General features: G+C 73.8%; 22 protein-coding genes and 1 pseudogene. 11 read left to right on the top strand and 12 right to left on the bottom strand.

From position 1 onward, the window contains the following. Window positions 1-27 precede the first annotated feature (27 nt). Complete coding sequence (locus ACZ6TB_RS30170; RefSeq protein WP_465559547.1) at window positions 28-858, bottom strand: MurR/RpiR family transcriptional regulator; 831 nt, start codon at window positions 856-858, stop codon at window positions 28-30. A gap of 61 nt (window positions 859-919) precedes the next feature. Between ACZ6TB_RS30170 and ACZ6TB_RS30165 the strand changes: the two genes are divergently transcribed. Beyond that, window positions 920-1,942: an ornithine cyclodeaminase family protein gene (locus ACZ6TB_RS30165; protein ID WP_465559544.1), complete on the top strand. Its 1,023-nt coding sequence runs from the start codon at window positions 920-922 to the stop codon at window positions 1,940-1,942. Then, entirely contained in the window at window positions 1,939-3,375 is a 1,437-nt protein-coding gene (locus tag ACZ6TB_RS30160; RefSeq protein ID WP_465559541.1) for an aromatic amino acid lyase, read from the top strand. Before ACZ6TB_RS30165 ends, ACZ6TB_RS30160 begins: the two co-directional genes overlap by 4 nt. Here the strand turns inward: ACZ6TB_RS30160 and ACZ6TB_RS30155 are convergent. Further along, window positions 3,335-4,327: a LacI family DNA-binding transcriptional regulator gene (locus ACZ6TB_RS30155; protein ID WP_465559538.1), complete on the bottom strand. Its 993-nt coding sequence runs from the start codon at window positions 4,325-4,327 to the stop codon at window positions 3,335-3,337. The genes ACZ6TB_RS30160 and ACZ6TB_RS30155 overlap by 41 nt on opposite strands. A gap of 119 nt (window positions 4,328-4,446) precedes the next feature. On the opposite strand from ACZ6TB_RS30155, the gene ACZ6TB_RS30150 reads away from it, so the two are divergent. The 3 genes from ACZ6TB_RS30150 to ACZ6TB_RS30140 are packed head-to-tail and all read left to right on the top strand — an operon-like array spanning window position 4,447 to window position 6,700. After that, window positions 4,447-5,337 (top strand): amidohydrolase family protein, encoded by an 891-nt coding sequence (locus ACZ6TB_RS30150; protein WP_465559535.1) that lies wholly within the window; start codon window positions 4,447-4,449, stop codon window positions 5,335-5,337. After that, window positions 5,334-5,837, top strand: a complete 504-nt coding sequence (locus ACZ6TB_RS30145; protein ID WP_465559532.1) for a cysteine dioxygenase — start codon at window positions 5,334-5,336, stop codon at window positions 5,835-5,837. Before ACZ6TB_RS30150 ends, ACZ6TB_RS30145 begins: the two co-directional genes overlap by 4 nt. A 23-nt stretch (window positions 5,838-5,860) precedes the next feature. Next, window positions 5,861-6,700 carry a maleylpyruvate isomerase N-terminal domain-containing protein gene (locus tag ACZ6TB_RS30140; RefSeq protein WP_465559529.1) on the top strand — a complete coding sequence of 280 codons (840 nt, stop codon included), beginning with the start codon at window positions 5,861-5,863 and terminating at the stop codon, window positions 6,698-6,700. A gap of 104 nt (window positions 6,701-6,804) precedes the next feature. Here ACZ6TB_RS30140 and ACZ6TB_RS30135 read toward each other — a convergent pair. From ACZ6TB_RS30135 to ACZ6TB_RS30125, 3 genes and pseudogenes are all read right to left on the bottom strand, one after another. After that, a pseudogene (locus tag ACZ6TB_RS30135) lies at window positions 6,805-6,861 on the bottom strand (hypothetical protein); the annotation flags it as partial. A 439-nt stretch (window positions 6,862-7,300) separates the two neighbouring features. Continuing rightward, window positions 7,301-8,602: an epoxide hydrolase family protein gene (locus ACZ6TB_RS30130; protein WP_465559527.1), complete on the bottom strand. Its 1,302-nt coding sequence runs from the start codon at window positions 8,600-8,602 to the stop codon at window positions 7,301-7,303. A gap of 126 nt (window positions 8,603-8,728) precedes the next feature. After that, a complete protein-coding gene (locus tag ACZ6TB_RS30125; RefSeq protein ID WP_465559524.1) occupies window positions 8,729-10,162 on the bottom strand; it encodes an aromatic amino acid lyase in 1,434 nt (477 codons plus the stop codon). Between the two features lie 92 nt (window positions 10,163-10,254). Here ACZ6TB_RS30125 and ACZ6TB_RS30120 point away from each other — a divergent pair, with 92 nt between their 5' ends. The 4 genes from ACZ6TB_RS30120 to ACZ6TB_RS30105 are packed head-to-tail and all read left to right on the top strand — an operon-like array spanning window position 10,255 to window position 13,551. Further along, on the top strand, window positions 10,255-11,295 hold the full coding sequence (locus ACZ6TB_RS30120) for an ABC transporter ATP-binding protein (RefSeq protein WP_465559521.1): 1,041 nt from the start codon (window positions 10,255-10,257) through the stop codon (window positions 11,293-11,295). Next, window positions 11,292-11,951 carry an ABC transporter permease gene (locus ACZ6TB_RS30115; protein ID WP_465559518.1) on the top strand — a complete coding sequence of 220 codons (660 nt, stop codon included), beginning with the start codon at window positions 11,292-11,294 and terminating at the stop codon, window positions 11,949-11,951. Before ACZ6TB_RS30120 ends, ACZ6TB_RS30115 begins: the two co-directional genes overlap by 4 nt. Further along, window positions 11,948-12,604, top strand: coding sequence for an ABC transporter permease (locus ACZ6TB_RS30110; RefSeq protein WP_465559516.1), 657 nt, complete (start codon window positions 11,948-11,950; stop codon window positions 12,602-12,604). Before ACZ6TB_RS30115 ends, ACZ6TB_RS30110 begins: the two co-directional genes overlap by 4 nt. A gap of 11 nt (window positions 12,605-12,615) precedes the next feature. After that, window positions 12,616-13,551 carry an ABC transporter substrate-binding protein gene (locus ACZ6TB_RS30105; protein ID WP_465559513.1) on the top strand — a complete coding sequence of 312 codons (936 nt, stop codon included), beginning with the start codon at window positions 12,616-12,618 and terminating at the stop codon, window positions 13,549-13,551. A 1-nt stretch (window position 13,552) separates the two neighbouring features. Here ACZ6TB_RS30105 and ACZ6TB_RS30100 read toward each other — a convergent pair whose 3' ends face one another. Next, window positions 13,553-14,575 carry an SDR family NAD(P)-dependent oxidoreductase gene (locus tag ACZ6TB_RS30100; RefSeq protein WP_465559509.1) on the bottom strand — a complete coding sequence of 341 codons (1,023 nt, stop codon included), beginning with the start codon at window positions 14,573-14,575 and terminating at the stop codon, window positions 13,553-13,555. A gap of 101 nt (window positions 14,576-14,676) precedes the next feature. On the opposite strand from ACZ6TB_RS30100, the gene ACZ6TB_RS30095 reads away from it, so the two are divergent. Then, window positions 14,677-15,222, top strand: a complete 546-nt coding sequence (locus tag ACZ6TB_RS30095) for a TetR/AcrR family transcriptional regulator (RefSeq protein WP_465559506.1) — start codon at window positions 14,677-14,679, stop codon at window positions 15,220-15,222. A gap of 9 nt (window positions 15,223-15,231) precedes the next feature. Here the strand turns inward: ACZ6TB_RS30095 and ACZ6TB_RS30090 are convergent, their stop codons facing one another. The 3 genes from ACZ6TB_RS30090 to ACZ6TB_RS30080 form a co-directional block, all read right to left on the bottom strand. Continuing rightward, window positions 15,232-16,293: a LacI family DNA-binding transcriptional regulator gene (locus tag ACZ6TB_RS30090; RefSeq protein ID WP_465559503.1), complete on the bottom strand. Its 1,062-nt coding sequence runs from the start codon at window positions 16,291-16,293 to the stop codon at window positions 15,232-15,234. 68 nt (window positions 16,294-16,361) lie between these two features. Further along, window positions 16,362-16,553 (bottom strand): hypothetical protein, encoded by a 192-nt coding sequence (locus ACZ6TB_RS30085; protein WP_465559500.1) that lies wholly within the window; start codon window positions 16,551-16,553, stop codon window positions 16,362-16,364. Window positions 16,554-16,819: 266 nt separating this feature from the next. Continuing rightward, window positions 16,820-17,623 (bottom strand): hypothetical protein, encoded by an 804-nt coding sequence (locus ACZ6TB_RS30080; RefSeq protein ID WP_465559497.1) that lies wholly within the window; start codon window positions 17,621-17,623, stop codon window positions 16,820-16,822. A gap of 66 nt (window positions 17,624-17,689) precedes the next feature. Between ACZ6TB_RS30080 and ACZ6TB_RS30075 the strand changes: the two genes are divergently transcribed. Beyond that, window positions 17,690-18,016 (top strand): TraR/DksA family transcriptional regulator, encoded by a 327-nt coding sequence (locus ACZ6TB_RS30075; RefSeq protein WP_465559494.1) that lies wholly within the window; start codon window positions 17,690-17,692, stop codon window positions 18,014-18,016. A gap of 13 nt (window positions 18,017-18,029) precedes the next feature. Here the strand turns inward: ACZ6TB_RS30075 and ACZ6TB_RS30070 are convergent, their stop codons facing one another. The 3 genes from ACZ6TB_RS30070 to ACZ6TB_RS30060 form a co-directional block, all read right to left on the bottom strand. Further along, complete coding sequence (locus ACZ6TB_RS30070; protein WP_465559491.1) at window positions 18,030-18,722, bottom strand: SDR family oxidoreductase; 693 nt, start codon at window positions 18,720-18,722, stop codon at window positions 18,030-18,032. An 80-nt stretch (window positions 18,723-18,802) separates the two neighbouring features. After that, complete coding sequence (locus tag ACZ6TB_RS30065) at window positions 18,803-19,549, bottom strand: type 1 glutamine amidotransferase (protein WP_465559488.1); 747 nt, start codon at window positions 19,547-19,549, stop codon at window positions 18,803-18,805. After that, window positions 19,527-20,879: a glutamine synthetase family protein gene (locus tag ACZ6TB_RS30060; RefSeq protein WP_465559485.1), complete on the bottom strand. Its 1,353-nt coding sequence runs from the start codon at window positions 20,877-20,879 to the stop codon at window positions 19,527-19,529. The genes ACZ6TB_RS30065 and ACZ6TB_RS30060 overlap by 23 nt, the downstream gene beginning before the upstream one ends. Window positions 20,880-20,967: the final 88 nt, after the last annotated feature.

The following is a 20,967-nucleotide window of genomic DNA, read 5'->3' as shown; positions in this document are numbered from 1 at the left end:
GTCGGCGCGTTCCGCTACGGACCGGCGTCAGTCCAGGACCCAGCCCTCGACGAGGGACTCGTGGGCCTCGAGGCGTCGCTGGGTGCGCTCGGGGTCGGTGGCGGCGATCGCGTCGAGCAGGCTGACCGCCAGCACCACGACGGCCGCGTGCGAGTCGAAGACCAGGCCGGTGCCGACGGGGGCGACCAGCAGCACGTCGGCGTCCGCGGCGAAGGGCGCCAGCGCGGTGTCGGTGACCACGACCGTCGCCAGGCCCAGGCGGCGGGCCAGGCGGACGGCGGCGATCGTGCCGGCCGGGTAGCGGGGCATGGCGAACGCCAGCAGCGCGCCCGCGCCCCGCTGGTGCAGCTCGAGGACGGTGTCCTCGACGGTCGCCGCGTCGGTGCCGACGGTCACCGCCGGGAGCACCCGCCGCGCGAAGTAGCCGAAGTAGTCGGCCAGGGCGGCCGACGCGCGCAGCCCGATCACGCCGAGCGGGCCGCCGCCGGCCAGCAGGCGGACGGCCTCGCGCATCCGGTCGTCGCCGAGCTCGCGCTTGAGGCTCTCCAGGTTGGCGAGCTCCTGGTCGACGGCGCCGGCCCGGGGAGCGGGCGGGTGGCCGGGCCGGCCGGTCAGGACGGCGTCGCGCAGGGCGGCGCGGAACTCGGGGAAGCCGGCGAAGCCGAGCGCGGTCGCGAGCCGGGTGACCGTGGGCTGGCTGACGCCGGTCTGCTCGGCGATCTCGACCGTCGACATGAAGGCGACGCCGGGGAACATGGCCAGCATGCGCTGCACGATCTGGCGCTGGGTGGGGGAGAGCCGGTGCCGCCGGGCCCGGGCGAGCAGCCAGTCGGCGCCTCCGGTGTCGAGCTGCGTCATGGGAGGCTCCCGTCCGCCCGCGCTGAATAACTTGAAACGCCAAGGCTATAGGGTGCATTACATGATTCACGGGGGCCCGCCGCTCTGGCTCCGGTTCCTCTCCGGCCCGGACGTCGACGGCCTCGGCATCACGAACGCCGAGGTGATCGCGGCCGTGGAGTCCGTCGTGGACGCGCACGGCCGGGGCCGCACGGTCTTCGAGCCGCGGGTGCACCTGGTGCCCGACAACGGCGGCGCCGGACACTTCAACGTCCTGCGCGGGCACGTGTCCACCCTCGGCGAGCACGGGCTGAGCGGCGTCAAGGTGGTCGGCGACTTCGTGCCCAACTACCGGCTCGGCCTGCCCAGCGAGCTGGCCCTCATGACGCTCTACGACCCGTTCACCGGGACGCCTCTGGCGATCCTGGACGCCACCCTGATCACCGAGGTGCGCACCGGCGCGATGACCGCCGTCGGCGCCAAATATCTGGCCCGGGCCGGCTCGCGGGTGCTCGGCCACGTCGGCGCCCGGGGCACCGCCTTCGCCAACGTCACCATGCTCGACAGCCTCTTCCCGCTCGAGGAGATCCGGGTGACCAGCCGCCGGCCGGAGTCGCGCGAGGCGTTCGCGGCGCGGCTGCGGGAGGTCACCGGCACCCCGGTGCGCGCGGTCGCCACCGCGGACGAGGCCTTCGACCAGGCGGACATCCTGGTCGAGGCCTCGCGGCTGGAGGAACCAACCCCGCTTCTGCGTACGGCGGCGGTCCGGCCGGGCGCTTTCGTGGTCCCGTACGGCACGGTCAGCGCCGTGGAGCTCGACCTGCTCGACGTGATGGACAAGGTGGTCGTCGACGACTGGCGCGAGTCCCGCTCCGGCCGGTTCGGCGCCCTGCGCGCCCACGTCGACACCGGCCGGCTCACCGAGGAGACCCTGTACGCCGAGATCGGTGACGTCGTCAGCGGCCGCAAGCCGGGCCGGGAGAGCGACGACGAGCGGATCCTGTTCTGGCACCGGGGACTGTCCATCCTCGACGTCGCCCTCGGCCACCTGATCCTCACCCGGGCCGAGGCCGCCGACGCCGGCGCCATGCTGCGATACCGATGAGGGCCCGCACGATCCGGCGCCCCGCCGACCTCGACCGGGCGGCGATCGAGGAGGTGGCGCGCGGCGAATGCCGGGTCGTCCTCGCCCCGGAACTGCTCGACGAGCTCGCCGCGAGCCGCCGCTCGGCCCTGGCCGACCTGGACGGGGACGAGCCGGTCTACGGGGTGAACACCGGAATGGGGGCGATGTCCGGCGTACGGCTGGACGCCGAGGCCCGCGCCCGGCAGCAGAACACCCTGATGATCGGCCGGGCCGTCGGCTCGGCGCCGTGGCTGCGCCGCGACGAGTCCCGCGCGCTGCTCGCCGCCCGGCTGCGCACGCTGCTGCACCCGGCCGCCGGCGTCTCCCCGCGGCTGTGCCTCTTCCTGGCCGCCCTGCTGGACGCCGACGTCGTGCCCGCGGTCCCGCTGCGCGGCGGCGCGGCCGGCGAGATCATCCCGCTCGCCCACGCCGGCGCCGTCCTGATCGGCTCCGGCCAGGTGCTCGACGCCGCCGGCGGACCGGTCGACGCCGCCCCGGCGCTGGCGGTGGCCGGGCTGGAACCGCGGCCGTTCGAGGCGAAGGAGGGCGTCGCCTTCCTCGAGGGCGTGCCCGGCCTGACCGGCCTGGCCGTGCTCGGCGCCCGCGACGCCCGGGTCCTGCTCGACCAGACCCTGGCCGCGGCGGCCGCCTCGCACGCCGTCATCCGGGCCAGCCGCGACCCGCTGCACCCGGCCCTGGCCGACAGCCCGGAGCTCGACGCGGTGCTGGCGGCGCTGCGGTCGGGTCATCCCGGCGGCGACCCGGCCGCCGCGTTGCAGGCGCCGGTGTCGTTCCGGGTCACCGCGCCCGCCGTCGCCGTGGCGCGGCGGGCGGTGACCGCGCTCGACGCCGCCGCCGACCGGGCCCTCGATGCCGTCACCGACTCCCCGGCCCACCTCGGCGGCCGGTTCGTGGGCACGTTCGGCTTCGCCGGCACCGACCTGGCGGCGGCGCTCGGCGCGCTGACCACGGCGCTGATCCACCTGGCCGAGCTGGGCGCGGCCCGGCTGCACCGGCTGCTCGACGCCGCGGTCACCGGCCTGCCCCGGCAGCTCTCCGACGCCCCCGGGCTGCACGCCGGCATGGTGACCGTGCACAAGCGGGCGGCCGGCACCGTGCACCGGCTGCGCCGCTTCGCCGCCCCGGCCCTGATCGGCGCGATGGAGACGTCGCTGGGCCAGGAGGACGCGCAGAGCTTCGGCTTCGAGGCCGCCGAGTGCCTCGGCGAGGCGGTCGGCGGCCTGCGCGACGTGCTCGCCTGCGAGCTGCTGGCGGTCAACCAGGCGCGGCTGCTGCGCGGCGAGCCGGCCCTGGCGGACATGCCGCGGGAAGCCGCCGACCGCCCGTTCGGCCGTGACCTCGACCGGATCGTCAGCCGGCTCGAAAAGGGCTGGTCGATCCCCGGACGATGAGCTCGGGCCGGAACGGCGGGGCGTCCGAAACCGGGTTCTCCAGCTGATCGACGGCCGCCTCGACCATCGCGTCCTCGTCCCAGGCCATCGTGGTCAGTCCCGGGTCGACCAGCTGGGCCATCTGATGGTCGTCGTAGCCGACCACCGACAGGTCGTCCGGCACCCGCAGGCCGGCCTCGCGCGCGGCCCGGTAGACGGCGAAGGCCAGCGAGTCGCTCAGGCCGAACACCGCGGTCGGGCGCCCGGGACCGGCCAGCAGCTCGGCCGCGACCTCGACCGCCTCGGCCGTGGCGGCGGGCGCCGAGACCTCGGCCAGCTCGATGCCGAGGCGGGCGGCGACCTCGGCCGCGAGCACCTGGGCGGGCCGGCCCGGGGTCGACGGCAGCGCGGGGGCGAGCAGGCCGATCCGGCGGTGGCCGAGCCCGGCGAGGTGGGCGAGGGCGGTCTCGACGCCGTACCGGTTGTCGAACAGCACGCTGCCCGAGCCCGGCCGGGCGGTGAGGGCGTCGCCGATCGCGACGACCGCCACGTCGGGGCCGAGCAGCCGCCAGTAGCCGGCGGTCGGGTCGACGGGGGAGACCAGGGCGCCGTCCACGCGCTGGGCGGCGAACTGCTCGACGATCAGCCGTTCCTGCTCCGGGTCGGCGTCGGCGTCGGCGATGGTCGCGTACCGTCCGCGGCGCCGCAGCGCGCGGGTGAGCAGCACCGAGAAATCCTGCTGCCACAGGTCGCGCAGCGAGCCGCTCACGCCGACCGATCCGGTACGCCCGCTGGCCAGCGCCCGGGCGATCGGATCGACCGTGTAGCCCAGTTCCTCGGCCAGCTCGCGGACCCGGCTGATGGTGGCCGCCGAACCCCGGACGCCGCGCAGCGCGTACGAGGTGGCGGCCAGCGACAGCCCGGCCGCGTCCGCCAGGTCCTGCAGCGTGCGGCGTCGCTCCGGCCCGGACACGTCCCGAGAGTAACAGTCGCCGGATGGTGAGAACGACTTGCGCGAAAGCGGGGGGAAGCGCTTCACTCCATGCATCGTGTGAAGCGCTTCCCTCCCGGTCTCGCCCCCAAGGAGCAGGCATGGTCGACTGCCACCAGCATCTGTGGCCGCCCCGCTTCCTGGACGCCCTGCGCCGCCGCAACGCGTTCCCCTACCTGCGCGGATGGACCCTGCACCTGGCCGGGGAGCCGCCGTTCGAGGCCGACCCGGCCGCCCACGACATCGAGCGCCGCCGGTCCCGCGAGCGGGCCGGGGGCGCCGGCCGGGCGCTGGTCTCGCTCTCCAGCCCGCTCGGCATCGAGCACCTGCCCGCGCACGAGGGCGCCGACCTGATCGACGTCTGGCATGAGAGCGCCCTCGAGCTGGGCGACCCGTTCCGGGTGTGGGCGGCGGCCTCGGTCGCCGATCCCGACCCCGACGGCCTGGCCAAGGTGCTGCGCGAGGAGCGGGTGGCCGGCCTGCAACTGCCCGCGACCGCGCTCGCCGACCCGGCCGCCCTCGCCCGCGTGGGGCCGCTGCTGGCCGCGGCCGAGAGCGCCGGCAAGCCCGTGCTCGTGCACCCCGGCCCGGCGCCGGCCGGCGATCCCGGCCTGCCCGGGTGGTGGCCGGCCCTGGTGCCGTACGTGTCGCAGCTGCACCAGGCGTGGCTGGCCTGGCACGTCGCCGGCCGCCGGTCCCATCCGGCGTTGCGCATCGCGTTCGTGGCGCTGGCCGGCCTGGCGCCGCTGCACCACGAGCGGCTGGCGGCCCGCGGCGGCGCGCTCGGCGCCCTGGACCCCGGGGTGTTCTACGAGACCTCGTCCTACGGCACCCGGGCGATCGACGCGATGGTCCGGGTGGTCGGCGTCGACCCGATCGTGCACGGCTCCGACCGGCCGTACGCGGAATCGGCCGACCCCGGCCTCGGCGACGCCTTCCGGCACGCCATGCACACCACCAACCCGCGCCGACTGCTGGGAGAACCGCGATGACCATGGTCGACACCCTGCCCGCGCTGCCCGGCCGGGTCCTCCGGCCGGCCGAGCTGCGGGCCTGGGTGCGCAAGCTGGCCGCCCGCACCGACCTGTGGGCGCCGCTGGTGCGGCACGACACCGGCCGGCGGCACTACGCGTCGCTCTACCGCGACGGCGACATCGACGTGTGGGTGCTGTGCTGGAACCTCGTGGACGACACCGGCTGGCACGACCACGACGTCTCCTCGGGCGCGGTGGCCGTGACCCGCGGCGCGGTGAGCGAGGCCACGCCCCGGATGGGCGGCACGCCGGCGACCCGGGTCGTTACCGCGGGCCGGGTCTTCGCCTTCGGCCCCGACCGCATCCACCGCATGGCGGGCGCCGTCGACGGCTCGGTCTCGCTGCACGCGTACTCGCCGCCGCTGTGGCGGATGGGCCAGTACTCGATCAGCCCGGGCGGCGTGCTGCGCCGCCGGGCCGTGAGCTACGCCGACGAGCTGCGCCCCTTGGCCGGCTGAGCGGGGTCGGGCACACTGCCGGGGTGATTGTCGAGCCCGACCTGGGCGTCCTGCGCGCCGCGCTGGACGGCGAGAGCCGCCGCCTGGCCGAGCGGGTGCGGTCCGCCGATCTGGACGCCCCGGCGCCCGGGCTGGAGTGGACCGCCGGGCAGCTGGTCGCGCACCTGTGCGTGGTCTACCGCGCCTTCGCGCTGGCGGTGCGCGGCGCCGACTACGGCGAGTTCATCACCGAGAACCTCGGCACCGGGAGCACGCTGTCCGACGTGGTCGCCTCGACCAACGCCCGGGCGCTGGCGGTGGTGTCGTTCCCCGGCCCGCGCGAGGCCGCCGACGGGCTGCGCGACTGCGCCGGCGAGCTGCTCGCCGCACTCGACACCGGCCCCGACCCGCACGCCGACCGGCCCACGCCGTGGTACGGGGCGGAGGTCACCCGTACCGTCGGCACCCTGGCCGCGCTCAGCGTCAGCGAGAGCGTGGTCCACGGCTACGACCTCGCGCGAGCTATGCGGGCGCGGCCGTGGCTGGACGAGCGCTCGGCCGCGGCGGCCGCGCCGGTCGTGATGAGCGAGATGCTGCCGCTGCTCGTCGACCCGGTCGCCGCCCGCGGGTTCACCGGCAGCTTCGAGGTCCGCGTCCGGCGGGCGCCCCGGTTCGTGCTCCGGCTGGCCGACGGACAGGCCCGGTCGGCGCCGGCCGGCGGGGAGGCCGCCGACTGCGTCCTGTCCCTGTCCGGGTGCGACGCCCTGCTGGTCGGCTTCCGGCGGCGCGCGCTGTGGCGGGCGATCGGGTCCGGTGGGGCCTTCGCGTCCGGCCGCCGGCCGTGGCTGGGCCTGCGGTTCGGCCGGCTGTTCCGGCTTCCCTGACGGCCGGCTTCCTTGAGGGCCGGCGCCGGCGTGTGGACCACGCGGCCCTTGCCGGCCGTCTTCGCCGCGTACATCGCGGTGTCGGCGTCGTGCAGCGGCGCGTCGATGTCCGGGTGACCACGCCAGATCGCCACCCCGATGCTGCCGCCGGGGTGGATCACGGCGCCGCCCACCGTGACCGGATCCTGCAACGCGATCAGCAGCCGCTCGGCAGCCGCTCGGCGACCGTGACCGCGTCCTCGGGCGCGTCCATGCCGCCGAGCAGGACGGCGAACTCGTCACCGGCGAGCCGGGCCGCCGGGTCCGCGCCGCGCACCCGTCGCGCCGGCGCAGGGCCACGGTCACCAGCGCCGGCGGCGGCACCCCGGGCGCCTGCTCGAGGAAGCCCGTGACGTGCCCGGAGTCGGTCAGCGCCACCGCGGCGAGCGCGCAACCACCACCAGGCCAGCCGGACCGCCGCCACCACGGCGGCGATCCGCCACGGCAGCGGGGCCGTGCCGCGCAGCGTGCGGGCCGCGCTGCACGGCCACGTTGAAGGTCGCGAAGATCAGGAACAGCCGGCGGCCGCACCCCTGTTCGGCCGCGGGCCGGGGGTTCTGACTAGCGGAGGTACTTGAACGCCGCCCGCAGCTCGGCGGCGAACAGCTCCGGCTCCTCCCAGGCGGCGAAGTGACCGCCGCGGGCGGGCGCGTTGTAGTAGTTGAGCGTGGGGTAGTCGTTGGCGGCCCAGCTGCGCGGCGCCTGGAAGATCTCGCCGGGGAAGGCGCTGAAGCCGACCGGCACCTTGACCGGCGGCGGGGCCGCGTTGCCGGCGGCCAGGATCGACTGGAAGCTCTCCCAGTAGATGCGGGCGGCCGAGACGCCGGTGCCGGTCAGCCAGTAGAGCGTGATGTTGTCGAGGACATGGTCGCGGGTCAGGTTGCCGGCGGGGCGGCCGTCGACGAACGCGCGGGAGATCTTCGTGTAGCTGTCGGTGTCGTGGTCGAGCATCCAGGCGGCCAGCGCGGTGGGGGAGTCCGACAACGCGTAGCCGATCGTCTCCGGGCGGTGGAACTGCTCGTCCAGGTAGCCGTTGCCGGTGAGCTTGAACGCGCCGCGCGCGGCGTCGGCCGCCTTCTCCTCGGCGGTGTCCAACGGCTCGGTGGCGCCGCCGAGGGCGGCGAGCAGCAGGTTCAGGTGGATGCCGAGCAGGCCGGTCGGGGCCAGGCGGCCCAGGGTGTCGGTGACCGAGGCGCCGACGTCGCCGCCCTGCGCCACGTAACGGGTGTAGCCCAGGCGGCGCATGAGCTCGACCCAGGCGTTGGCGACCCGGGTCGCGTCCCAGCCGAGCTGCGTGGGCTGCGCGGAGAAGCCGAAGCCGGGAATCGACGGCACGATCAGGTGGAAGGCGTCGGCGGCGCGGCCGCCGTGCGCGGTCGGGTTGGTCAGCGGGCCGGCGGCGTCGAGGAACTCGACGATCGAGCCCGGCCAGCCGTGGGTCACCAGCAGCGGCAGGGCGTCCTTGTGCGGCGACCGGACGTGGACGAAGTGGACGTCCACCCCGTCGATCTCGGTGGTGAACTGCGGCAGGGCGTTGAGCTTCGCCTCGAAACGGCGCCAGTCGTAGCGGGTCGCCCAGTACTTGGCGACCGCCTGGGACGTCGCCAGCTGCACGCCCTGCGAGCGGTCGGCGACCAGCTCGCGGCTCGGCCAGCGGGTCGAGCCGACGCGGTGGCGCAGCTCGGTGAGCCGGGCGGCGGAGATGGCGGCCCGGAACGGGCGAATCCCGGTCGAGGCCGGTGTGGCGGCGGCGACGGCGGGGGCGGCGCCGAGCGCGCCGCCGGCGGCCACGGCGACGCCGGCCGCGACGCCGGTCTGGAGCAGGGCGCGACGGGTGGGTCCGGCAGGTGAGGAGGAGGGCATCGGGTTTCCCTTCGTGATCCGTTTTCGGATCGAAGCGTGCCCCGGCGGACCGGCCCGTCGAGCCCGTGTGCTCCCTGGTGCGGGGCCCTGGTGCGGGGCCCTGGCGCGGGGCCCTGGTGAGCGGCGTCACCCCAGGTCCGGCAGCGCCCCCAGGGACGGCAGCAGGGCGGCGGCGCGGTCGAGGTCCTCGCCCAGCGGCCGGTCCTCCTCGTCGGCGTCCAGCGCCCCGGCGGCGAGCTCGAAGGCCTCTCGCGCCGGACCGTCCACGAGCCGCCCGGGCGCCATCCGCAGCGCCCGGACGGCGGCCACCAGCTCGGCCGCCAGCAGGGCCGGCGCGAGCTGCGTCATCGTGCGCAGCGACCGCGCGCCCTGGGTGGCGAAGCTGGCGTGCTCCTCGAGTCCGAGCGAGATGCTCAGCGTGCCGGCCGCGACCGGCTGCATGCCGACCCGGATCTCGGTGAGCAGGTCCTGCACCACGTACTCGCTGATCATCAGGCCGGAGCTGCCGGACGGCCCGGCGGCCAGGAACGCGCGCAACCCGGTGAGGTCGGGGCGCATCAGCAGGCCGAGCCGGGCCGCCGAGAGCGACAGGACCGGCAGGAACGAACCGCGGACGGCGTCGAGGTGGGTCGCCATCGTCGCGGTGTGGAACTGCCCATGATGGCGTACGCCTCCGGCCGTCACGAGCGGGTTCTCGGCGGCCGCGTTCAGCTCGGCGGCGAGCACCTCGGAAAGTTCCCGGGCCGCGTGCAGCGCCGGCGCCGTCACCTGCGGCACCACCCGCAGCCCGAACGGGTCCTGGATGCGGGCCGGGGCCGCGCACCCGCCGACCATCGCCCGCAGCGCCGCCGCGACCGTCGCCTGGCAGGGATGCGCTCGGGCCGCGTGGACCTGCTCGTCGTACGCCTCCGGATTGCCCCGCAGCGCGAGAAAGGTCAGCGCGCCCACCACCGTCGAGGCCCGCAGTTGCTCCTGCACCCGATGCAGGGCGAGCGCCGCGGTCGCGACCGTCACCGCGCTGGAACTGATCATCGGGAGCGCGTCGGTGGCGCTGATCGTGGTGACCGGCCCGTTCCCCGATCGCCACGGCCGCTCGCCGGCCAGGGTCAGCCCCAGCTCGGCGAGCGCGGCCAGATCGCCGGTGCCGATCGCGCCCCACGAGTGCAGGGTCGGCACCGCGCCCGCGTCCAGGGCCTCGGCCAGCGCCTCCGCCACCGGCCGCGAGATGCCCGACCCGCCGGCCAGGATCTGGTTGAGCCGGGTGGCCATGGCCGCCCGCGCCGTCTCGTCGTCCTCGACCGGGCCGACCGCCGCGCAATGGCTGCGTAACAGGCGCAGGCCATGATCAAGGGCGTCGGACACCTCGTTCCGGTTGGCGCCCACGCCCGTGTTCGCGCCGTAGACGGCCCCGCGCGCCTGGGCCTCGAGCAGCAGCGCGTGCCGCCGCTCGACCAGGCCCAGCGCGGCCCGGTCGACGGTGACCACCGACCGGCCGGAAGCCACGGCGACCAGGCCCTCGACCGTGAGGGTCTGCCCGTCGAGCCGGACCTCAGCGCCCATGTTGCTTCCACCTATTCGCGACCGACCGTTGACATCTTATTCACTACCCCGGAAGTATGAATAGCCGTATTCATCGAGTTGCATGGGGAGACATGATCACCTTCGAGGATGTCGTGAAGATCTATCCTGGCGGCAGCACGGCGGTGGACCATCTCTCGCTCGAGCTGCCGACCGGGAAGACGACGGTCCTGGTCGGACCGTCCGGTTGCGGCAAGACCACGTCGCTCCGCATGATCAACCGGATGGTGAACCCGACCTCGGGGCGGGTGCTCATCGACGGCCGGGACGTGGCCGCCCAGGACGAGGCGCTGCTGCGGCGCGGCATCGGCTACGTCATCCAGCACGCCGGGCTCTTCCCGCACCGCACGGTGCTCGACAACGTCGCCACCGTGCCGATGCTGCTCGGCCGCACCCGCCGCCAGGCCCGCGCCGACGCGCTCGCGCTGCTGGACCGGGTCGGCCTCGCCGCCGAGTTCGCCGGCCGCTATCCGGCCCAGCTCTCCGGCGGCCAGCAGCAGCGGGTCGGCGTGGCCCGGGCGCTGGCCGCCGATCCGCCGATCATGCTGATGGACGAGCCGTTCAGCGCCGTCGACCCGGTCGTGCGCGCCGGCCTGCATCGCGAGTTCCTGCGGCTGCAGAAGGACCTGGGCAAGACGATCGCGATGGTCACCCACGACATCGACGAGGCGATCAAGCTCGGCGACGTCGTCGCGATCTTCCGGCAGGGTGGCGTGCTCGCCCAGGTCGGCACCCCGCAGGAGCTGCTCGAGCACCCCGCGGACGAGTTCGTGGCCGAGTTCGTGGGCCGCGACCGGGGCCTGCGCAGCCTGTCGTTCGACAATGCGGCGGATCTTCCGGTACGGCCGGTGGCCGACGCCGGGCCCGACCTGGTGCTCGACGAGGCTGGCCGCCCGGTGGGCTGGCGCTCGGCGACCGGGGTGGCCGGCACCGGCGGCGTCTTCACCCGCGCCGACTCGCTGCGAATGGTGACCGACCTGGCGATCAGCTCCCCGGTCGGCATCGCCGTGCGGGTCGGCGAGGACGGCGCGGCCGACGGCGTCGTCACCCATCACGACCTCGTCGACTACCTGGCCGCCCGGCGCGGGCAGCGGGCCGCGGAGCCCAGCTCGTGACCAGCTACCTGTCGAACAACTGGCAGACCGTCCTCGACGCGCTCAAGCAGCACGTGGCGCTGGCGCTGATCCCGGTGGTCGTCGGTTTCGTGCTGGCGCTGCCGATCGGCTACCTCGGCGTGCGCTTTCCCCGGCTCTACCACCCGCTGGTCAACACGTGCGGGGTGCTCTACTCGATCCCGTCGCTGGCCCTGTTCGTGTTCCTGCCGGTGATCCTCGGTACCAAGATCCTGTCGCCGCTGAACATCGTCGTGGCGCTGACCATCTACACCGTGGCGCTGCTCGCGCGTACGGTCGCCGATGGTCTTCGCTCGGTCGACCCCCTCATCGTGCAGTCGGCCACCGCCATGGGTTACCGCCGGCTGCGGCGGCTGACCGACGTCGAGCTGCCGGTCGCGTTGCCGGTGATCCTGGCCGGGCTGCGGGTCGCCACCGTCGCCAACATCAGCCTGGTGAGCGTCGGCGCGCTGATCGGCATCGGCGGCCTCGGCCAGTTGTTCACCCGCGGCTTCCAGCTGTTCTACATCGAGCCGATCCTGGTCGGCATCATCCTGTCGGTGCTGCTCGCGGCCGTGGCCGACCTGACGATCGTGCTCGTGCAGCGGGCCGTCACGCCGTGGACTCGTTTTGAACCGAGCGGACGGGGTGCGGCGTGAACCTCTCGTACCTGTTCGACGGCGCGCACTGGAGCCTGACCACCGACGGCAGCATTCCCCAGCTGATCCTGTCCCACCTCTGGTACGTGGCGCTGGCGCTGCTGATCGGCACGGCCATCGCGCTGCCGATCGGGCTCTGGATCGGGCACACCGGCCGCGGCTCGTTCCTCGCCATCAACGCCGGCAACGCGGGCCGCTCGCTGCCGACGCTGGGCCTGCTCATGCTGATGGTGACGCTGCTCGGCCTCGGTCTCGCTCCGGTGCTCATCGCGCTGACCGTGCTGGTCATCCCGCCGATCCTCACCTCCGCCTACGCCGGGGTGCGCAACCTCGACCACCGGGTGGTCGACGCGGCCAAGGGCGTGGGCATGCGTCCCTGGCAGGTGCTGACCAAAGTGGAGCTTCCGATGGCGATGCCGGTGCTGATGAGCGGCGTCCGCAGCGCCACCCTCCAGGTGGTGGCGACCGCGACGGTGGCCGCGGCGGTGGGCCTCAACGGTCTCGGCCGCCTGCTGATCGACGGCCTGGCCGTCAACGACTACTCCCGTGTGCTGGCCGGCGCCATCGTCGTCGCGGTGCTGGCGGTCGTGCTCGATCTGGTCCTGGCGCTCGCGCAGCGCTGGATCGTGTCCCCGGGCCTTCACCTCGAATAGAAAGGCAATCGATGTTGCGTACGCGTTTGGCCGGCACCCTGGCGGCCACCATCTCCCTTGCCCTCGCCCTCGCCGCGTGCGGGGCCAACGACGACCCGCTCAGCAGCTCCAACGGCGGCGGCAGCAGCAACTCGCCGTCCACGGTGACCATCGGCTCGGCCAACTTCGCCGAGAGCGAGCTGCTCGCCGAGATCTACGCCCAGGCCCTCGAGGCCAAGCAGGTGCAGGTCAAGCGGCAGTTCAACATCGGCGCCCGCGAGCTCTACCTGAAGGCGCTGCAGGACGGTTCGATCGACCTGCTGCCCGAGTACAACGGCGCCCTGCTCTCGGCGCTCAACAAGGGCGGCGCCCCGTCGGGGGTGAGCACGCCCGACGACGTCCTGGCCGCCCTCAAGAAGGTGCTGCCGGCCGGCACCGAGGTGCTCGACCAGTCGGCCGCCGAGGACAAGGACACGCTGACCGTCACCCAGGCGACCGCGACCAAGTACAGCCTGAAGACGATCGACGACCTCAAGCCGGTGGCGGGCAAGCTGTCGATCGGCGCCGGCCCCGAGTGGCAGGAGCGCTACCAGGGCCTCAAGGGCCTCGAGTCGCTGTACGGGGTGAAGTTCAAGACGTTCAAGCCGCTCGACGCGGGCGGCCCGCTGACCCTCAACGCGCTGCTGAAGGGCAGCATCGACGTCGGCAACGTCTTCTCCACCGACTCGGCCATCGCCACCAACAAGCTGGTCGTGCTGGACGACCCGCGGAACCTGTACCTGGCCGAGAACGTGCTCCCGCTGATCCGCAGTTCGGCCAGCAACCCGACCGTCAGCGGCGCGCTGAACGCGGTGTCGGCCAAGCTGACCACGGCCAACCTCACCGCGTACCTGGCCAAGGTGCAGGTCGACAAGCAGGACACGGCCGCCGTCGCGAAGGCGTTCCTCACCGAGAACGGTCTCGCCTGAGTTATTTCTCGGGCCTTTCCGGGCCGCCCGTCATGGCGAGCGACATCTGCCAGAGGCGGGCGGCCTTCTCGGGGTCGAGCGCGTAGGCGGCGACACCCCGGCGCACGCCCTCGGTGTAGGGGACGGCCTCCCGGCAGTCCTCGAAGTACTTGCCGGTGACGCCCTCGACCAGCGGGGACGCGGCCAGCAGCACCGAGGTGGCTGCGCCCTGCCCGGCGCTCTTCACCGAGACGCCGGTGGCGCCGGCGGGGTCGAAGGACGCGGGCGGGGCGGCGAGGTGCCGGCCGAGCCCGGTGTCCCAGATCCGGCCCGGGTTGAGCGCGTTGACGGCGATGTGGTCCGGGGCCCATCGTTTCGCGGCCTCGACGGCGAACAGGACGTTGGCGGTCTTGGACTGGCTGTAGGCGGCCCAGGGGTCGTAGGGGTGCCGTTCGAAGCCGGGGTCGTCGAAGAGGACCTCGCCGTTGACGTGCCCGACCGAGCTGACCGCGACGACGCGGGCGTTGCCGGCCGCCTTGAGCGCGTCGTGCAGTCCCGTCGCCAGCGTGAAGTGTCCGAGGTGGTTGGTGGCGAACTGCAATTCCCAGCCCTCGGCCGTACGGGTGAGGGGCGTCGCCATCACCCCGGCGTTGTTGACGAGGATGTGCAGCGGGCCCGCCCAGCTCTCGGCGAAGCGCCGCACCGAGGCCTGGTCGGCCAGATCGAGGTGCGCGACCAGCAGTCTGCCGCCGGTTGGCCGGCGCCCCACCGCGGCGTCCCGGCGTCCCGCCCCGAGATCGCGAGCCGCCGCGTCCCGGTCGGCGTCCCGGTGTCCGTCCGCCTGCTCTTCGTCGGCGGCCCGGCGCCCCGCTTCGAGGTCGCGCACCGCGATCGTGACCTCCGCGCCGGCTCGTGCGAGGGCGCGCGCCGTCGCCAGGCCGATGCCGGAGGCGCCGCCGGTGACGACGGCGCGCCGCCCGGTCAGGTCGACGCCGGCGAGCACCTCGTCGGCGGTGGAGGTGGCGCCGAACGGAATGGTGGTCATGAGCCCGTCCCTTGCTAGAGTTCACGGATAAGCGGACCGCGGTCCGTTTGACTCCACCGTAACCGGACCGCGGTCCGCTTAGCAAGTGAGGAGGGCCACCCGTGCGCGCGGACGCCCAGGAGAACCACGAGCGCGTCCTGGAGGTCGCGGCGCGGGCCTTCGAGCGCGAGGGCACGGGCGCCTCGCTGAAGGCGATCGCCCGCGAGGCCGGCGTCGGCATCGGCACGGTCTACCGCCGATTTCCCACCCGGGAGGCACTGGTCGAGGCCGTCTACCGGCAGGAGGTCGACCGGCTGTGCGCGCAAGGGCTGGCCCTGGCCACCTCCCGGCCCGGCGTGGCCGGCCTGCGCGAGTGGATGGAGGCGTTCGTCGACTTCATGGCGGCCAAGCGCGGCCTCGGCGAGACGCTGCGCGCGGTGCTCACCTCGGAGGACGACCGCCAGGAAACCCGCGAGCGTCTGCGGGCCACCATCGCCGCGCTGTTGACCACCGCGGGCGGGGCCGGCGAGCCCATCCGGCCCGGCATCGACCCCAACGACCTGCTCATGGCCCTGGGCGGGATCACCCTGATCGCGGCCGAGGAACGCCGGCGCGAGCTCGCGTCGCGCCTGCTCGACCTGCTGCTGGACGGCGTCCGGGCGCGCTGAGCCGGCAGCTCAGCGCGGGTCGGCCGGGCCGCTGCTCTCCCGGACCACCAGCTCGGTGGGCAGCAGGACGTGCTCCACGGGCGTCGCCGCGCCGGTCCTGACCCGCTCGATGGCGGCGGTCAGCGCGGCCGCCGCGGCCCGGCCCTTCGCCGCGATGTCCTGCCGGACCGTGGTCAGCCTCGGGCGTACCTGTGCGGCCAAGGGGTTGTCGTCGAAACCGACGACCGACAGCTCGCCGGGCACGTCGATGCCCAGCTCGGTGGCGACCTGGAGAACCCCGTAGGCGACCGCGTCCGAGAAGCACAGCACGGCGGTCGGCCGGTCGGGGCGGTCGAGCAGCAGCCGGGCGCCCCAGCGAGCCTGCTCGAGGCCGGTGCCGTCCTGCCGGGCGACGAGCGGCTCGACCCCGGCCGGACCGAGCTCGTCGAGCCAGCCGAGCCACCGCTGCCGGGACGAGTGGCCCTCGATGACGCCGGGGTCGTCGAGCAGACCGTACGGGCCATGTGTCCCGGAGAGCAGCAGGCCGATCCGCCGGTGGCCGAGGTCGAGCAGGTGCCGGGCGGCCGCCCGGGCGCCCCCGCGGTCGTCGACGTTGACGCTGGGGATGTCGTCGGCCGGGTCCTGGTCGACGTAGACCAGCGGAAGCCGCCGCCGGTGCAGGAACTCCACCGCGCGCGACGTCCAGTCGCACGAGTAGACCAGCGCGCCGTCCATGGCGACATCGCGGGCGGGGACGATGTCGCCGTCGTCGGACGACGTGAGCAGCGTGAGCGACAGCCCGGTCGGGGCCAGCTCCTCGGCGATCGCGCCGAGGAAGCCGGTGGCCACGAGATCGGTGAAGGCGAAGCGCAGCGAGTGGGTGAACACCACCCCCACCGCCCCCGTGGTGCCCCGGGCCAGGGCTCGTGCCGCCGGGTCGGGCCCGACGTAGCCGAGCTCCTGGGCGGCGGCCAGAATGCGTTCGCGCAGCGGGCCGGAGAGCTGATCGGGCTTGGAGAACGCGTTGGACACGGTCATCCGGCTGACGCCCACCCGATCGGCGATGGTCTGCAGTGTCACCCGTGCCGCCACCGCGTCACCATAGCTCCGCCCAGGCGAAACGGCGCTCAGGCGCAAGCTCCGCCCAGGCGAAACGGCGTTCAGGCGCGGGCCGGTTCGGCCGGCGCGAGCAGATGCGCCAGCCGGATCAGCCCGCGCGCCAGCGCGACCCGCACCCGGCGGCTCCGGGGCGCACGCTCGACGTAGGGCCGGGCCGGCGCGCCGGGCGCACTCTCCGCGAACTGCCGCCGGACTTGGTCGACTCCGATGATCATCGCAATGGGAAGCTCCATGACGACCTCCTTCTATACCGGTACAGTATACCCGCCTTCTGTACCGGTCAAGAAGATGTCGCCCCGGACACGCCGGCGGCGCAGCGATGTGGACGAGCCGCGAAAAATGTCGTAGGCCGCTGCTTAACTCGACCCCACCCAGAACCGGGTGGGGGTGAGAGCAGGGCCGGGGTGAGAGCAGGGCCGGGGTGAGAGCAGGGCCGGGGTGAGAGCAGGGCCGGGGTGAGAGCAGGGCCGGGGTGAGAGCAGGGCCGGAGTAGGGCGCCTCAGCGGTACAGGTCGTAGATGTAGGACGGCGCCTTCGTTTGCTCGGCCGCCGTCGGGGACTTCGGCGCGGCGGCGGTGCCGTACTGGTCGTACGTGACCACGTACGTGTCGGCCTTCGACTTGCCGGCCGCCGGGATCTGCACGGTCGTCGTGGCCAGGCGGCCCTCGCCGTCCAGCGTGGCGGTGAACGCCAACCGGGTCGCCGCGCTGCCCAAGGCCTTCAGCTGGGCGGCGGTGAGAATCTCGTCGGCGCCGGTGGTGCTCAGGTCGGTGACGCCCTTGAAGTGGCCGGGGCTGGTCTGGTTCAGCTCGGTCGCGTTCTCGAAGACCTCGTTCGTGTAGCCGGGGTCGCTCTCGGCGCCGTAGACGAAGGGGACGCCGTCCTTGTTCTTGATCTTCTGCGGGTCGAGCGACATCCACTTCGTCGGGACGTCGGACATGCCGGCGGGGACGGTCTTGATCTTCAGCCAGGACTTCTTCTCGGTCAGCAGGGTGTACGTGGTCTCGGCGTACGACGGCTTGGTGAAGTGCTGCACCGTGACGAACTCGGCGACCTTGTGGGTTGGGTCGATGATGCCGGTCTCCGGCGAGCCGGCCGACCTGATCGAGAAGTGGTAGATCGGCGAGCTCTCGGCCGGTATCGCCGCTTTGACGATCTGCAGCGGGGTGCGCGAGTCACTCAATGAGGCCGACGGCGATGGCGACGGCGACGGGGACGGCGGCGCGGCGACGGGGTCGTGGGACGTGCAACCCGCGACGGTCAGTCCGAGGGCGAGGACGACGAGGGCCGGGCGAGACTTCATGGATCGATCACTTTCTCGGGGCGGGAAGCAGAGCCTACGGCCGAAGCGGGGACATAGGCTGCGGGGATGGTCCGGGACGAGCTGCTGCGGCTGCGAGCGAGCGCGGAGGCCGAGGCGGCGACCCTGGCCGCGGACCTGGAGGCGCTGTTCTCGGCGTCGCGGGACTCGAACGCCGACGACGAGCACGACCCGGAGGGCGCCACCATCGGGTTCGAGCGCGCCCAGCTGACCGCGCTGCTGGCCGCCGCCCGGGAGCGGATCGCCGAGGTCGACGACGCGCTGCGCCGGCTGGCGTCGGGGACCTACGGCGTGTGCGAGCAGTGCGGGCGGCCGATCGCGGCGGAACGGCTGGCGGTGCGGCCGTTCGCGCGTCGTTGCATCGCATGCGCCTAGCCAAAGGAGAGTGCTACCAGACCTCGTCGGACGGGCGGACCAGCATCTCGTTCACCGCGATGTCCCGCTCCCGGCTCACGACGTACGCGATCGCGTCCGCGACGTGCGCGGGACCGACCGCGCCCGGCGCCACCAGGCTCACCCGCACCCGCTCCGGCGCCAGCTCCTGGCGCAGCGACTCGGTGAACCCGGCCAGCCCGAACCGGGTCAGGTGGTAGACGCTGCCGCCCGGCCACGCCAGCCGCCCGGCGGTCGAGCCGACGTTCACGATGTCGGCCGTGCCCCGCGGCGCGGTCGAGGCGGCGTCGATCAGGTACGGGACGGCGGCGTGGGTGACGTGCAGCAGCGCCGACAGGTTCTGGGCGACCATCCGGTCCCAGTCCGCCAGGCTGCTGTGCAGCGCCGAGCCGAGCAGCATCACGCCGTCGCCGTTGACCAGCACGTCGAGCCGGCCGAAGCGGTCCAGCGTCTCCTGCACGGCCCGCTCGGCCTGCTCGGGATCGATGAGGTCGGCCACCATCGGGACGGCGTGCCCGCCGGCCCGGGCGATCTCGGCGCCGGCCTTCGCGAGGCGCTCCTCGACCCGGCCCACCAGCGCGATCGCCGCGCCGTCCCGGGCCAGCCGCCGGGCGGACGCCGCCCCGATGCCGTCGCCGGCCCCGGTGACCAGCGCGACGGCGCCGCCCAGCGGCAGCAGCTCGTCCATGACCCCGTGCCTCCCGCGCTCGTGCGTTCGCCGACGAGCCGAGCGTGCGCGCTCCGGTCACCGCAGCGCGCCCGTGTATTTCACTGGTTGGCGGAAGGCCCGGGACGGGGAGCGAAGTTCTGCACGAAGCCGTCGACGAGGGCGTGCGCCCGGCGGGCCGCGTCCGCCTCGGTCACGGCGGTCCGCGAGGTGAGCGCGCCGGGATCGACGCCGGCCGCCACGGCCTGGGCCGCGCCGCCGTTGTCCAGCCAGCCGGCCAGCGTGGCGGCGGTCAGCTCCGGGTGGAACTGCAACGCCAGGTTGCGGCGCAGCCGGAACGCCTGCGAGGCGGCCTCGTTGCGGGCCAGCTCGGTCGCGCCGGGCGGCAGCTGCCAGCGGTCGTAGTGCCACTGGAACCACGGGCCGGCCGGCACGGTCGCCTCGTCGTCGCTCCGCACGCCGACCCAGCCGATCTCCGGCGACGGTGAGGCGGCCACGCTGCCGCCGTGCGCCGCCGCCAGCAGCTGGCCGCCGAAGCAGATGCCGAGCACCGGAACCCCGGCGGCGTCGGCGGCCCGCAGCTGCTCGATCTCGGGGGTCACCCAGCTCGCGACCAGCGCGTCGTACGCCGACCAGGGCGAGCCGAGCACCACGACCGCGTCGAACGAGGCGAAATCGGGGAACACGGTCGTGACGCCGGGCGCGTGGAAGTGCTCGGCCGGCACGACCAGGTGGTCGACGACCGTGTAGCCGTGCGCGCCGAAGCGCTCGCCGACCGGGCCGGCCGGCGAGGCGTGGTCGTGGTGGACGATCAGGACGCGCGGCTCAGAGGTGGTAGCTGTACTCACGGAACTCCCAGTCGGTCACCCACTGCGAGAAGCGCTCGAGCTCATTGCGCTTGTACGCCAGGAACGTCGCGATGAACTGCGGCCCGAGCAGCTCGGCCAGCTCGGTGTCGGCCTCCAGGGCGGCGATGGCGGTCGGCAGGTCGCCGGGCAGCCGGTCGGCCTTGGTGACGTCGTAGCCGTACCCCTCGAGCTTGGCCGGCGGGTCCAGCTTGTCGCGGATTCCCAGGTACGCGGCGGCCATCAGCGCCCCGATCGCCAGGTACGGGTTCGCCGACGCGTCGCCCAGCCGCAGTTCGAGCCGGGCCGCCCGGCCGCGCTCGGGCGGGATGCGGACCATCGCGCTGCGGTTGTCCAGGCCCCAGTCGATCAGCCACGGCGCGAGCGTGTCCGGCCCGAAGCGCTTGTACGAGTTGACGGTCGGGTTGAGCAGCGCGGTGAGGGCCGGGGCGTGGGCCAGCACGCCCGCGATCGCCGACCGCCCGACCTGGGACAGCCCGTCCTCGCCCTGCGGGTCGTCGAAGAGCGCGACCCCGTCCCGCGACCAGGCCGAGAAGTGGATGTGGAAGCCGGAGCCGCCCTCGTCGTTGAACGGCTTGGCCATGAACGTCGCCATCTTGCCCTGGATGCGGGCCAGCTCCTGGATCGCGTTCTTGAAGCGGAACGCCCGGTCGGCGGCGTCGAGAGCGCCCGAATGCCACAGGTTGATCTCGAACTGCCCGGAGGCGAACTCATGGTTGGCGGCGACCACGTCCAGCCCGTACGCCTCGAGCTTGCGCAGCGACGAGAGCAGGGTGTTCTCGGGGTCGCCCTTGTAGCCGGCCGTGTAGACGTTGCCGGTGCCCTCGCCGTACCGCTTCCAGCCGTTGGGCGCCCCCGCGCTCTCCTCCATCACGTAGAACTCCAGCTCGGGACCGATCATCGGCTCCATGTCGAGCGCGGCGAACCGGTCGATCACCCGGCGCAGCACGTTGCGCGGGCTCTCCTCGCTGCGGCTGCCGTCCGGGTTGTAGAGGTCGGCGATGACGTGGGCGACGCCGGGCTCCCACGGCACCGGGCGGATCGTGCTCACGTCGGGCACCGCGAGCACGTCGGGCAGGCCCGCGGACAGGCCGCCGTCGATGTCGACGACGTCGCCCATCGGCGAGGTGCCGTAGATGGAGCGGCAGAAGGCGACGCCGTCGCCGACCGTCCGCGCGAAATGGCGCACCAGCAGGTCCCGTCCGCGCTCCGCGCCGATCAGGTCGCTGTAGGCGAGCCGCACCACGTCGATGTCCTTCGCGTTCAGCTCCGCCTGCGCTGCCTCCATGGCCTGCGCGTTCACGTCGAGCATGAGCTCCACTCCCCGAGAGATTCAAAACGGACTGTGCCGGGCGTCACAGCAGATCGTACGGACCCGAACGACTGTGTCAAGAGTTTGC

Source organism: Actinoplanes sp. NPDC051537 (genome assembly GCF_055586105.1).
Note: the sequence above shows the minus strand (reverse complement) of the source record. Positions and strands in the feature narration are given on the sequence as shown.